The organism is Pseudomonas sp. GV047 (assembly GCF_003058245.1).
In the GTDB taxonomy this organism is placed as follows: domain Bacteria; phylum Pseudomonadota; class Gammaproteobacteria; order Pseudomonadales; family Pseudomonadaceae; genus Aquipseudomonas; species Aquipseudomonas marginalis.
The window spans coordinates 359286-373048 of record NZ_QCWA01000004.1; the positions used below are offsets into that span (position 1 = coordinate 359286).

The window sequence follows — 13763 nt, forward strand, 5'->3', positions numbered from 1 at the left end:
GCTAGGGCTTTCCTCGACGAAGATACCGCCGTGACTTCACCTACCGATCCCGATATGGCTGACGACGATGCGTTGCAGGCCATGCGTCGCCAACTGACCCGGTCCATCAACCGCAGCCCCCATCCCAGCCTGTTGATCAATTGGCTGGCCATTGCCGACCTGCGCTGCTCCCAGTCGGTCAAACACCAGTCTCGCCTGATCCTGCATGCGCCCAAGGTGCTGCGGGTGATTCGCGCCGAGCTGCGCAAGGCCTTTGACCTGGACCCGGACGGCCTGCTCTTCACCGAACCCAAGCCGCCGGCAGCCGCGCAGCAGGTCGACAGTCTGACCGACCGTGCGTTACGGCTGATGGTGTTGCCTGCAGTGCCGATCAACCTCAATCAGTTCACCGCTGTCAGCCTCAAGGCCGAACCGGCACGCCAGCTGCCGTTTACGCCGCTGGAGGCGTTGCGCCGGGTGATTGCGCTCAACCTTTCGGCTCGACTTGCCCAGGTGCACAGCGCCTATTGGCAGGCGCTGGTGCCGGGTTCCTGGCTGACGCGCCAGGAGCGCTGGGCGGTTTTGCACAAGCAGCAGTTCGCCGACCAGGCCTTTGTGGCGCGGCAGTTGGACGAGCTGTCGGAGGGGGCGATGGGCATGCTCCAGGCGCTGGCGGACGCTCCGACGGCCGAGGCGCGCCGACGCGCCGGTGAGCCATGGGCCAGCGTCAAGGCCAGTGAGTTGATGTGGCCGGGCGTGGGGCCGCGGCTGATGCCGATCCCCGGCGCCCTGCATATTTATCGCGAGGGCGACCCGGCGGGCGGGCCGCACGTGATGTACCTGCCGGGTGCCCGCCGCAACTACTACGAATATCCGTCGTTCGCCCACTTGCAGTGTGGCCTGGTGGCACTGATCAATGGCGCCTCGTTCGACGACCTCTGGCAGTGCCTGCCGCTGCGGCGCCGGCATGAGGTGTGCCGGCCCGAAGACGCGGCGGCGGCGCCCGGACGCGGTGTGGCATTGAGGGGCGATGCGCTGGCATACAGCGCGCAGGCGGTGCTGGAGGGGCAATGGGAAAACGAGTTGGCCTGTGGGATGTCGATCAACCTTGCGCAGGTGTTTTCCGCCAGGCGCGAGCCGCTGGAGATGAATGCCGCGCGACTGCTCGCCTATATCGAACGCGCGCGCCGACACTGGGTGGGCAAGGCACGCCTGGGCAGCCTTCGCCGGACGTTGCAGGACTGGGATCAGCATCGACGGCGCAAGGAAATCCTGTTCGCCAGCACCGCCGCGCACCTGCCCGTGAACACGGCGCTGCAACAGCTCAAACGGTATGAAAAAGGCCTGATGGCATTGCTCGACCCGCAGGACGTCGGGGCGGATACCCAGGCCTTTGACGATTTCGTCGTGTTGGAGCAGCGGCGCAAGGTGCACGCGGACACCCTGCACACGCTGCTGCACGGCGCGCAATTGCAGCTGTTCGACCCTGCCTTCTGGAAGGCGCGCCCCACCGGTCAAGCCAGGCGCCTGAACGCGCTCATCGACGGGTGGAGTGATGTGCTGCGCGCCGACATCTTCTTGCTGCATCGGCTGCAATTGATCCGCGCAGTCCATCGCGACCTGCTGGTGGATGTGCTGGATACGCCGCTGGCCAGCAAGCGCGCCGGCAGTGATACCCGCGTGCTGTCCGTGCTGGTGGGCAGCGCCGACGCCTTTGAGCCTCTGCACAGCGTGTTTGCGGTGACCCGCACCACGGCGCTCAACGATCCGCAGCGCCGGGTGCCGGTGGTGCTGTGCGCGTTGGGGCGCGAGGGTGGCGTGGCGACGTTTGCCAGCCTCGAAGCCTTGTCCCTGGGCATCGAGGCCAGCCTCGACAGCCGTGATGGGTCTGTGTTGTGGCGCTACATCGAGCGGCCGCAGCGCAACGCCCTACGTGAACAGGTGGCCAATCAAACCCTGGCGGTGCGCTATGAGGTCAGCGAGGGTAATCCTGTGTTGCTTGCGCTCAAAAGGCTGATGAAGGGGTACCTGCGCCAGCAGCGCGGGTTTGATGGCAGCGCGAATATTTTCAGTGAAACCCGGGATGTCCAATTGACTCGCTCTCTGTTGGCCGTCGAGTTGGAGAAGCACCTCGACGCGCCGGTCAGCGATGCCCTTATTCAAGCACGGGCCCAGGTCGATCTGGTGCGCAAGGCGGCGAGTGCCAAACACAGATTGCCGAGTTGGCTGGCCGAGGCGACGGTGGCGCAACGCAACCGTTTCAAGTACCTGCAGAGCCGCTACCTGGGCAGCGTCCTGGCCTATGAAGAGCGCCTCGGGCAGCGTTTGCCGGATCTGCACAGCTTCGCCCGCCGCCTTTTGATTGCGCGCTTGCGTGAGGACGGCCTGCCGCCGCAACTGGACATCGACACTCCGTTTATCGAAATGCCCGACCGGGTCGATGGCCGCTTCTGCGGTTGGGAAAGCGGCTGTACGGTCGGCGATCGCAAGGAAGTCCTCGCGCCCAGTACTGAGCGTTCGCGCTTGAGCCTGCTGCAACTGGCACTGCACAACCTCGACCCGCAGATGATGTCCACCTGGTGGCGCTTCCGTTATGCCCAGTACCTGCAACCGGCCTGGCGGCAGCAACTGAGCCCGCGTTACCTGATCGGCATGGTGTCCTCGCTGGATATTGGCGGGCGCTACGAAGCCTTGATCAATCGTGCGTTTTATCCCCCCGATGCCGCTGCGCACCGGCTGAGCGACGCACGTGTCCCGGAGCTGCTCAGGCGGGCCTTGCAGGCGGGTATCGAGGCGCATCTCCATTCGGCGATTCAGCAGGGGCTGACCCCGAGTGCCCAACGTTTTTTCAACACGGCAATGGCGGCCCGTGTGCCCGCGGATTTGCTTGCACACGGCGATCAGTTGCAACTGCACGTGGCGCATCTGGTGGGCCATACCCTGCAGCACGATCGCTATATCGCCGGCATCCTGCTGATTCACGACCTGTTGTCGCAACGCTGCGTGGTCTATTGGCCCAGTGCGCCGGATGCGCGGCACATTCATGAGTACGCCAGCCTGCAAGAGGCCCATGAGCACTTCAATCGTGTCGGGGCGTTGCCCGATTACGTCAGCGCCCTGGCCCGGCATGTTGCGCCGGGCTGGGCGTTTGAAGCCATCGCCCATCACCCGGGCCCGGTGCACGCGCAAGCCGGCTTTTTTCAGCCGAGTAATCTGCTGCCGGGCGCGATCATGCTGCAGGGGCTCTGGCGCGCGGCTGATTTCGTTCGCTCATTCAATATCAAGCACCTGGTGCCCGCGGCGCGTGTCGAGGAGATTGAACAGCAACTGCTTGAGCAAATCGCCAGCGACCCGCTGAACTGGCTGGCCTGGGTCCCGACGTCCCACGCCGATGCCCAGGCCCTGTTGTACCGGGCGCGGGTGCTTGAGTTGCACCGCCAGGCCCAGGCGCACAGTCAGTCCGGCCAGGCGCTGCAGCGCTACCGCGAACAGCGCCTGGAGGCGCAACGTGACACGCGTCGGCGGGCGTTGCTGTCGGTGGTGGTGCCGTTTTTCAGCTTGGGTAACCAGCTGTACGAGTTGCTGCTCACCTCGCGGCGTTATCACCGCTATGGTGATGCGCGGGATGCGGTGGATGTGGCGTTTGGCACGGTGTTTTTGACGATAGACCTGTTACTGACGTTTTTCCCCGGCCCCAAGCTGAAGCCGGGCACTGTGGCGAACCCGGCGGTCCGTTCCATGGGCGCCGGCTTGAATCGTATCCACCGCGCGAGCGTCTCGACGTTGGGCCGGGTCGCCCCATTGGAGCCGTCGCCATCGAGGGGCGCGCGCTTCAATCCCCTGGAGCGTTTCAAAACCCAGGGTGCGCCGCAGGAGGCCGTGGCGTTGAAGGGGCCGGGCGAAAAAGGCATCTACGTCAAACACGGCGAGTACTTCATGGTGGACGACACGCACCACTACCCGGTTTACCGACGTGGCGACGAAGCGTATTTCCGCCTGAAGAACCGGCAGGCGCCGGGCACCGATGAGTTGATCCTGACGGTCCATGAGCCCCGGGAGTGGCTGCTGGGGGCGGATGCACCCGTGGCCGGGCCGAGTTCGGCCACGCTCACCCCGTGGCCGGTACCTGCCCGAGCACCAGGCTGGCGACCGCCCACGGCACCGATGGCCACCCACAACCGTATTCTTCAGTCCTCCGCGCCGGCGGACTACTGGTTCAGTTGGCGTACCCGGGTGCCTGAAGCCCAGGCGACGAGTACACCGGCTTCCGGGGTATTTCACGTGCATCTGGAACCGCCCGGTTTTCCCTACGACGCTATTTACATCGGCTCCAGGTATGACACCGCGACGCAATCGGGCGTTGGTTATTACCGGTTGCTTCACCAGGGTGATCACGCACCGTTAAGCACACTCGGGTTTATTGCCAGGAACGAGCCGCTGGTTTCAAAGGCCCAGGTGGATATCGAGCGCTGGACCGGCGGCGCGCTGCAGGAGCAGCCGATTCCGGTGTCGCGCCTGCCATCGGGGGAGTGGCAATTGCACGCGCCGTTGTTCGACGGGCCGCTGGAGCCACAGGTGGGCAGGGCGTTCCCGGGCATTACGCGGCAAAGCCAGGCGTCTGCGATTGCCAGGGTGATTGAGTTGGCCGATTCCTCGCGCTCGGTCACGGCCAGCCATTTGCTCAACCTGCGGGCCACCCTGGACAACTGGTTGACCCCCAACCCTGTGAGGTTGGGCCAGACCGATGATTTGCTCAACCTGCTGCGGCCCACGCCAACGCGGGGCGCCAATCTGTTCATTGGCTACGAAGGCAAGGCGCCGGGTTTCACCCGTGTCGATTTCAGTTCGCCGGTCGCCGTGGCGCCGCGACTCAAGGCCGGTGGTGCGCAGGTCTCCGAAGCACGCAAAACCCTGCAGCGGGAGGCCGTCAGGGCTGTACTGGAGCAGCAGGGCTTCCGCCTTCACGAATGGCGTGTGCGGCGCGGCAAGATCCTCGTGCCTGAGCTGGTTGCCACCCATCCCCATTCGAACAACCTGTACTACGTGACCTATCAGTGGTTCGAGCGCGGTTCGGTGGCGTTGAACAAGCGGCTCACTGACCGCTGGCTCCAGGCAGCCATCCGTTCGCACCGGGATTCCGTCCTCGCCGCCACGGTCAGCGGGGCGATGGAGGAACAGCGCCTGGTTCGGATCGTCGCAGGCATCCAGTGGCCGGTGCTGGGGAACCTGGCGCCCAGCGTTTACTTCGTCAAACTGAGCCCACCCGTGCCTTGAGCAGCGAGGCAACGCCGGCGCAGCCGAACAGCGCGGCGCTGACGCGGTTGAACCAGTGTTGGCCGCTGCCGCTGCGCAGGTAGCGCGCAGCACCATGGGCGCCGAGGCCGTAGGCGAGTTTGCACAGCAGGTCGAGGAGCGTCCAGGTGGCGATCATGATCAGCAATTGCGGCAGGAACGGCTGCTGGCTGCTGAGGAACTGCGGTAGGAAGGCGGCGAAAAACAGGATGTCCTTGGGGTTGCTGGCCCCCAGCACGAAGGCGCGGCCGAACAGTGCGCGAAAACGCGGCACCGGCGCCGCCTCCGGGACGGTCGCGCCGTGGGACGGCTGGCGCGATTGCTGCCAGCTCTGCCAGGCGAGGTAGAACAGGTAGAGCGCGCCGACGATCTTCAACGCGCTGAAGAGTTGTTCCGAAGCCAGCAGCAATGCGCCCAGGCCCAGGGCCGACGCGCTCAACAGGCAGATCGAGGCAATCACCCCACCGAGAAATGCCGGGTACGAGCGGCGCAGGCCGTAGTTCAGGCTGTTGCTGATCATCAGCAACGACAGCGGCCCCGGGATCAGGATCACCACCAGCGCAGCGCCGCTGAACAGCAGCCAGGTTTCCAGACTCATTGCATGCTCCTTTTCTATAGAAAGACGAACTTGGCGATAAAGATCGCGCACAACACCCACAGGCTTACGGAAATCTCGCGGTACTTGCCGGTGCCCGCCTTGAGCGCCACATAGGTGATAAAGCCCAGGGCGATACCGTCGGCGACCGAGAAGGTCAGGGGCATCATGATCGCAGTCACGATGGCCGGGATGCTGTCGGTGGCCTCATCCCAATTGATGTGGGCCATGCTCGCCATCATCAGCATCGCCACGTAGATCAGCGCACCGGCGGTGGCATAGGCCGGGATCATGCCCGCCAGCGGTGCGAAGAACATGGCCGCCACAAACAACACGCCGACCGTCACCGCCGTCAACCCGGTACGGCCACCTGCGGCCACCCCGGCGGCGCTTTCCACGTAGCTGGTCACCGGCGGCACCCCCACCATGGCACCGAACACACTCGAAGCGCTGTCGGCCTTGAGGGCGCGGGACAGGTTATCGATCCTGCCGTCGGCGTTGACCAGCCCGGCGCGTTGCGCAACGCCCATCAGTGTACCTGCAGTGTCAAACATGTGCACAAAAAGGAAGGCAAATACCACGCTGATCATGCTGACATTGAATACACCTTTTATGTCCATGGCCATCCAGGTCGGCGCCAGGCTCGGAGGCGTGGAGAGAATGCCGTTGTAGTGCACCAGGTCCAGGCCCCAGCCGGCCAGGGTCACGGCGATGATGCTGATGAGGATCGCGCCGAACACCCGGTGGTAGCTGAGGATCGCGATCAGCAGGAAACACACCGCCGCCAGCAGCGGCGCCGGCTCGTGCAGCGAACCGAGCTTGATCAGGGTGGCCGGGCTGTCGACGATGATGCCCGCGGTTTTCAGGCCGATCACCCCGAGGAACAGCCCGACACCAGCACCCATGGCGTGGCGCAGGCTCACCGGAATGCTGTTGAGCAGCCATTCACGCACCCGGGAAAGGGTCAGGCCCATGAACAGCACCCCGGAAATAAACACCGCACCCAGCGCGGTTTCCCAGTGGTAACCCATGGTGCCGACCACGGTGTAGGTGAAAAACGCATTCAGGCCCATGCCCGGCGCCAGGCCCACCGGCCAGTTGGCGTACAGGCCCATCAGCAGGCAACCCAGCGCGGCGGCGATGCAGGTGGCGACGAACGCAGCGCCGTGATCGATGCCGGCATCGGCCATGATGTTGGGGTTGACGAAGATGATGTAGGCCATGGTGATGAAGGTGGTGAGCCCGGCGATCAGCTCGGTCTTCACTGTGGTGCCATGCAGGCGCAGTTTGAACAGGCGTTCGAGCCAGCCGTTCTGTGAGGGGGCAAGGTCCAGCGGCGAGGCTTCGGATTTGCGGCTATCCACAGCGAGTACTCCTCAAGCATTTTATTGTTATGTCCAGCGCGGGGCGCTGTGAGGTACCGGCGGGTTTTGTTGACCAATAGGTCAGGAACTCGCACGAAGCGAATTATGCTTTTGTATACAAATAAAGCAAATAATGTTTTCTATTTTCTGCATGAAAAGGATGAAAGGCAAAGCCAGGGCGCCACCGAGGATCAAGGCTGGCCTGCAAGTGCCTGGTTGACTGCGAGCCAACCGTTTACCGCTTCTTCGCCCGCTTCGGCGAAGGCACGCTGCAACAGCTTCACCTGTTCACGGCGCAGCGACTGCTCGAAACGCAGGCCTTCCTCGGTCAACTCCAGCAGGCGTTTGCGCTTGTCGGTCTGCGACGCGACGCTGTCCACCAGGTGCATTTCCTGCAATTGGCGCAAGGGTATGTTCAGCGCCTGCTTGCTCACACCGAGCAGTTCCAGCAGTTGCTTGACGCTCAGCGCCGGGTAGCGCGCGATAAAAAACACGATGCGCTGGTGCACCCGGCTCAGGCCACGGCGTTCAAGCATTTCATCGGCCTTGGCAGTGAACGCCTGGTAACCAAAGAAGAACGCTTCCATGGCTTGTTGCTGGCTGCTTTGGTTTTTAAGGTCAAGCATGTTGATGTATCCACTCAAGCTGTCGTAATTTCGGTCAACCAGTTTGACGTATTTCCCACAGGCTTCGCTAGCGGTGACCTTATGGCCTTCTCTGAACGTGTTACGCGCCTCAAAAGCTCCTTGATCCGTGAAATCCTCGCGGCCGCCCAGCGCCCGGAAGTGATGTCGTTCGCCGGTGGCCTGCCGGCCGAAGCCATGCTGCCGGCGCTGGACTGGGATGATATGCCGCTGAACATCGGCCAATACGGCATGAGCGAAGGCGAGCCGCAGTTACGTGAACTGCTCGCCGCCGAAGCGCGTGGGTTGGGTGTGCCGTGCCAGGCCAGCCAGGTGCTGGTGGTCAGCGGTTCCCAGCAAACCCTGGACCTGGCGGCCAAGCTGTATATCGACAAAGGCACCAGGATCCTGCTGGAAGGCCCCACCTACCTGGCCGCCCTGCAGATCTTCCAGCTGTTCGGCGCCGATTGCCTCAGCGTGCAACTGGAAGCCGATGGTCCCGACCTGGCCAGCCTGCGCGCCAATCTCGAACGCCATCGCCCGGCGTTCATCTACCTGATCCCGACGTTCCAGAACCCTTCGGCCGTGCGCTACAGCGAAGCCAAGCGCGAGGCCGTCGCCGCTTTGCTCGATGAGTTCGGCGTGACCCTGATCGAAGACGAACCCTATCGCGAGCTGACCTTCGACGGCGGCAGTGCGCAGCCCATCGTCGGCCGCTTGAAAAAAGCCAGCTGGATCTACACCGGCACGGTCTCCAAGACCTTGCTGCCCGGCCTGCGCGTGGGGTACCTGATCGCCAGCCCGGACCTGTTCCCGCACCTGCTCAAGCTCAAGCAATCGGCGGACCTGCACACCAATCGCGTCGGCCAGTGGCAGGCCATGCAGTGGATCGGCACGCAGAAATACCAGCAACACCTGGTGGAACTGCGCAGTTTCTACCGCGAGCGCCGCGACGCATTCCAGGCTGCATTACAACGCCACTTCAGCGAACTGGCCGACTGGCAAGTGCCCCAGGGCGGATTATTCTTCTGGCTGACCTTGAAACAGCCGCTCGATACCCGCACTTTGTTGGCACCTGCGCTCGATCAGGACGTCGCGTTCATGCCCGGTGAACCGTTCTTTTCCGAGCCGGACCAGCATTTAGGCTCACTGCGACTCAATTTCAGCCATATCGACCCGGCCCGCCTGGACGAAGGGCTCAAACGCCTGGCCGCGGTGGTCCGTCAAGCACAGCACGCGCAAGCGGCATAAGGGGAGCCCCATGTACAAGGTTTATGGCGATTACAAGTCGGGCAACTGCTACAAGGTCAAATTGATGCTCAACCTGTTGGGTATCCCGTATCAATGGGTGGATATCGACATCCTCAACGGCGATACCGAGACCCCTGAATTCCTGGCCAAGAACCCCAACGGCAAGATCCCGGTGCTGGAGCTGGAGGATGGCACCTGCCTGTGGGAGTCCAACGCGATCCTCAACTTCCTTGCCGATGGCAGCGAATTCCTGCCCACCGAACCGCGCCTGCGCACGCAAGTGCTGCAGTGGCAGTTTTTCGAGCAGTACAGCCATGAGCCGTACATTGCGGTGGCGCGGTTTATCCAGTTCTACCTGAACATGCCGGAAGATCGCCTGGAGGAATACAAGACCACCCACAAGCGCGGTTACAAGGCTCTGAAGGTCATGGAGCGTCAGCTGCAAACCACGCCATACCTGGTGGGCGAGCAGTATTCGATTGCCGATATTGCGCTGTATGCCTACACCCATGTAGCCCATGAAGGTGGGTTTGACCTGACGCCTTACCCGGCGGTGCAGGCCTGGTTGAAGCGCGTGGCCAGCCATCCCAGGCATGTGGCCATGCTCGACTGATCACCACGGTCAAAAACGGTGGGAGGGCGGTGCGACGATTCGACTTGCCCCTCCCACATTCAGCTCGATGCCGTGCCAGATAATTCATCGTTCAGCAGGTCGAAACAGCGCTGCGCCGCCGGGCTCAATCCCATCCCGCTACGACTGATCAAGCCGATCTCGCGGTTCACCCCGGGATGATCGATATGGATGCGCTTCAACCCCTCCAGGCTGTCCGCCGCCGACTCCGGCAGTACGCTGATCCCCAGCCCCTGACGCACCAGCGCCAGCACCGTCGACATGTAGTTGGCCTCCATCCCGGCGTTCATCGTCAACCGCGTCTCATCGAACAGCCCATCCACTTGCTCGCGTACGCTGCTGTCGCGGCCGGTAAGGATGATCGGCTGGTCCGCCAGTTGCTCCAGGGTCAATTGGCGATGGTGGGCGAGGGGGTGATCCAGCGGTACGAACGCACACAATCGATCATTCAGCACCGGGGTGAACTCCAGGCCATGGCTTAGCCGCGCCCGTACGCCAATACCGAAATCCACTTCGCCTGCGCGCACCTGGGCATGAATGCGATGGGCCACCAGGTCCTGCAGGCGTACTTCGATCCCGGCAAAACGCTCGCGAAACAGACGCAGGGCCGGGGGCAGGGCGCCGGCGCAGACCGACGGCAGGGCCGCGAGGGTGACCACGCCACGGCGCAAGGCCGCGAGGTCGCGGGAGCCGGTGACGATGTTGTCCAGGTCCAGCAGCAGTTTTTCCATCGGCCCGCGCGCGTCCTGGCCGGCAGCGGTGATGCTCACATGCCGGGGGCTGCGGTCGAGCAGGGCGACGCCGAGCCAGTCTTCGAGTTGTTGCACCTGCACGGTGAGTGCCGAAGGCGAAAGATGCAGCTCATGGGCGGCCTTGATAAAGCTGCCGGTGCGGGCCACCGCAAGGAACGCCTGAATGTGCTGGATCGAATTTTTCATTGTTGTTGTTCTCGAGCGTTTTGTTTTTACGAATATGACTGGCTGAACATTCCAATTTACAAAGAGTAACGCGCTTCCAATACTCCAGGGAAAACAATAACCGGCCACCAAGGCCGCTCTGGAGTAACCCATGCTCGCAACCCTGGGTGTCATTACCATCCTGTGCCTGCTCGCTGCCGTCATGAGCAAACGCCTTTCGCCACTGGTGGCCCTGATCGCCTTGCCGATCATCGCCGCGCTGCTCGGTGGGTTCGGCCTGCAAACCAGTGCCTTCATCATTACCGGCATCAAGAACGTCGCCCCCGTGGTGGGCATGTTCGTGTTCGCGATCCTGTTTTTCGGGATCATGACCGATGCCGGTATGCTCGATCCCATCATTGATCGCATCCTGCGCACGGTAGGGACACGTCCTACACGGATTGTCGTTGGGACTGCGACCCTGGCCCTGTTGGTGCACCTGGACGGTTCCGGTGCCGTGACCTTTCTGGTGACGGTGCCGGCGATGCTGCCGTTGTATACGCGGCTGGGCATCGATAAACGCATCCTCGCCTGTGTCTGCGCGATGGCCGCCGGGGTCAATTTCCTGCCGTGGACCGGCCCGGTGCTGCGCTCTTCGGCGGCCTTGCACGTGCCGGTGGCGGACCTGTTCCAGCCGCTGATCCCGGTGCAGATCGTCGGGCTGATCTTCGTCTTCGCCTGCGCCTGGTGGCTCGGCCGGCGAGAAGAAAGACGCCTGGGCCTGGGCGCCGGCTCCAGCGTGGACGCCGTGCCGCAACGGGTGCTCAGCGACGACGACATCAAGCTGCGCCGCCCCCGCCTGTTCTGGGTCAACCTGATCCTGACCGTGCTGGTCATGGTGGTTATGATCGCCGGCTGGGTCGACCCGGTGGTGATGTTCATGCTCGGCACCGTGGTAGCGCTGTGCATCAACTACCCGAACGTGGACGCCCAACGCGCCCGCATCGATGCCCATGCGAAAACCGCCCTGACCATGGCCAGTATCCTGCTCGCCGCCGGGGTGTTCACCGGCATCATGCAAGGCACCGGCATGCTCAAGGCCATCGCCGAAGTGGCGGTAGCGCAGATTCCGGCCGGACACGGCAAGCTGATTCCGGCCGTGGTGGGCTTTATGTCCATGCCGCTGAGCATGCTGTTCGATCCCGACTCCTATTATTTCGGCGTGATGCCGGTGATCGCCGAAGTCGGCAAGGCCCTGGGCGTCGACCCGCTGCAAGTGGCCCAGGCGTCGTTACTGGGCGTGCACACCACCGGTTTCCCGGTCAGCCCGCTGACCCCGGCGACCTTCCTGTTGGTGGGCCTGTGCAAGATCGAATTGGCCGATCACCAGCGCTTCACCATTCCTTTTCTGTTTGCCGCGTCGGTGTTGATGACCCTGACGGCGTTGCTCCTGGGAGTGATTTGAAATGAAAACCTTGCGCATCGGTTCCGGCGCCGGCTACTCCGGCGACCGCATCGAACCTGCCGTGGAACTGGCCGAGCTGGGCGACCTGGATTACCTGGTGTTCGAGTGCCTGGCCGAGCGCACCATCGCCTTGGCACAACAGGCACGAATCAGCGATCCACAGGGGGGGTATGACCCGCTGCTCAGTGAGCGCATGCAGCGTGTGTTGCCTTACGTCGGCCGCCATGAAGGGCGCCGCCGCCTGCGGGTGATCACCAATATGGGCGCGGCCAACCCGGTGTCGGCGGCGCTTGAAGTGCGGCGGATTGCCCATGAGCTGGGCCTGGCCCTCAAGGTGGTGGCGGTGGTCGGCGATGACGTGCTGGACGTCTTGCGCCCCGAGCAAGTACTGGATAACGGCCGGACCGTGGGTTCACTCGGCAAGCGACTGATTTCCGCGAATGCCTACCTGGGCGTCGACGGCATTTTGCAGGCCCTGCGCGCCGACGCCGATGTGGTGATCACCGGGCGGGTGGCCGACCCGTCGCTGTTCCTGGCGCCGCAGATGTTTGCGTTCGGCTGGGCAGCGGATGATTGGCAGCGCCTGGGGCGCGGCACGTTGGTCGGGCATCTGCTGGAGTGTGCCGGGCAGGTCAGCGGCGGCTATTTTGCCGATCCCGGTTTCAAGGATGTGGATGACCTCGCACGCCTGGGCTTTCCGTTGGCTGAAATCGATGCCGAGGGTGAGGCCGTGATCACTAAGGTGGCAGGCTCCGGTGGGCGGGTCAGTCGTGCCACCTGCACCGAGCAGTTGATCTACGAAGTGCATGATCCTGCGGCGTATCTCACCCCGGACGTGACTGCCGATTTTTCCCAGGTGGGGTTTGATGAGGAGGGCGTTGATCGGGTACGTGCCCACGGTGCTGCTGGCCGCGCACGGCCCGAGCAGTTGAAGGTGAGCGTCGGTTACCTGGATGGCTGGATTGGCGAAGGGCAAATGTCCTACGGCGGTCCCGGCGCGGTCGCACGGGCGCAGCTGGCGCGGGATGTCGTACTCAAGCGTTTGCAACTGATGGGTGTGAAGATGCAGGACCTACGCGCCGAACTGATCGGCATGGACTCGCTGCACGGTCCGCGCAGCAGCGTAGAGCCCTGGGAAGTGCGCCTGCGCGTGGCGGCCCGCTGTGAAGAACGCAGCGAAGCGGTGCGGGTCGGCAATGAAGTGGAAACCCTCTACACCAACGGCCCGTCCGGCGGCGGCGGTGCCAGCAAGAGCGTACGGCAGGTGGTGGCGGTGGCGTCATTGCTGCTGCCCCGTGACGCGGTCAACCCGAGGATCGAAGCATGAAACTGCACACGCTGGCCCATTCCCGTACCGGCGACAAGGGCGATACCTCGAACATTTCGATCATTGCTTACCGGGCCGAGGATTATCTGCTGTTGTGTGAACAGCTTACCGCCGAGCGCGTGGCCGACTTTTTTGCCGGCCTGCTGGAGCCGGACGCGGCCCCGGTGCGGCGCTATGAACTGCCGAATGTGCAGGCGCTGAACTTCGTACTGCCGGGTATATTGCGCGGCGGCGTAACCCGCTCGCTGGCACTGGATGCCCATGGCAAGTGCCTCGGCTCGGCGCTGCTCGATCTCGATTTGGCACTACTGGACTAACTCTGGGAGGGACTTGCCCCTCC

10 protein-coding genes are annotated in these 13763 nt (G+C 63.4%); 6 read left to right on the forward strand and 4 right to left on the reverse strand.

Annotation, left to right across the window (positions count from 1 at the left end):
- The first annotated feature begins 30 nt into the window (after positions 1-30).
- Positions 31-5253: a dermonecrotic toxin domain-containing protein gene (locus tag C8K58_RS12750; RefSeq protein ID WP_108573786.1), complete on the forward strand. Its 5223-nt coding sequence runs from the start codon at positions 31-33 to the stop codon at positions 5251-5253.
- On the opposite strand, the gene C8K58_RS12755 is transcribed toward C8K58_RS12750, so the two are convergent.
- The 3 genes from C8K58_RS12755 to C8K58_RS12765 form a co-directional block, all read right to left on the reverse strand.
- Positions 5228-5869, reverse strand: coding sequence for a LysE family translocator (locus tag C8K58_RS12755; protein WP_027603921.1), 642 nt, complete (start codon positions 5867-5869; stop codon positions 5228-5230). The two genes, C8K58_RS12750 and C8K58_RS12755, sit on opposite strands and share 26 nt — an antisense overlap.
- 14 nt (positions 5870-5883) lie before the next feature.
- A complete protein-coding gene (locus C8K58_RS12760) occupies positions 5884-7230 on the reverse strand; it encodes an NCS2 family permease (protein WP_027603922.1) in 1347 nt (448 codons plus the stop codon).
- 191 nt (positions 7231-7421) lie between these two features.
- Complete coding sequence (locus tag C8K58_RS12765; RefSeq protein ID WP_092355113.1) at positions 7422-7856, reverse strand: MarR family winged helix-turn-helix transcriptional regulator; 435 nt, start codon at positions 7854-7856, stop codon at positions 7422-7424.
- A gap of 81 nt (positions 7857-7937) precedes the next feature.
- Here C8K58_RS12765 and C8K58_RS12770 point away from each other — a divergent pair, with 81 nt between their 5' ends.
- The gene (locus C8K58_RS12770; protein WP_027603924.1) at positions 7938-9104 is read left to right on the forward strand and encodes a PLP-dependent aminotransferase family protein; all 1167 of its coding nucleotides are present in this window, start codon (positions 7938-7940) and stop codon (positions 9102-9104) included.
- A gap of 10 nt (positions 9105-9114) precedes the next feature.
- A complete protein-coding gene (locus C8K58_RS12775; RefSeq protein WP_027603925.1) occupies positions 9115-9717 on the forward strand; it encodes a glutathione S-transferase family protein in 603 nt (200 codons plus the stop codon).
- A 59-nt stretch (positions 9718-9776) separates the two neighbouring features.
- Here the strand turns inward: C8K58_RS12775 and C8K58_RS12780 are convergent, their stop codons facing one another.
- A complete protein-coding gene (locus tag C8K58_RS12780) occupies positions 9777-10673 on the reverse strand; it encodes a LysR family transcriptional regulator (RefSeq protein ID WP_027603926.1) in 897 nt (298 codons plus the stop codon).
- Positions 10674-10803: 130 nt separating this feature from the next.
- On the opposite strand from C8K58_RS12780, the gene C8K58_RS12785 reads away from it, so the two are divergent.
- Genes C8K58_RS12785 through C8K58_RS12795 form a run of 3 tightly spaced genes read left to right on the forward strand, consistent with a single transcriptional unit; the run spans position 10804 to position 13740 of the window.
- On the forward strand, positions 10804-12096 hold the full coding sequence (locus C8K58_RS12785) for a CitMHS family transporter (protein WP_108573787.1): 1293 nt from the start codon (positions 10804-10806) through the stop codon (positions 12094-12096).
- Between the two features lies 1 nt (position 12097).
- Positions 12098-13423: an acyclic terpene utilization AtuA family protein gene (locus C8K58_RS12790; protein ID WP_108573788.1), complete on the forward strand. Its 1326-nt coding sequence runs from the start codon at positions 12098-12100 to the stop codon at positions 13421-13423.
- On the forward strand, positions 13420-13740 hold the full coding sequence (locus tag C8K58_RS12795) for a hypothetical protein (RefSeq protein WP_027603929.1): 321 nt from the start codon (positions 13420-13422) through the stop codon (positions 13738-13740). Before C8K58_RS12790 ends, C8K58_RS12795 begins: the two co-directional genes overlap by 4 nt.
- The last annotated feature ends 23 nt before the right edge of the window (positions 13741-13763 follow it).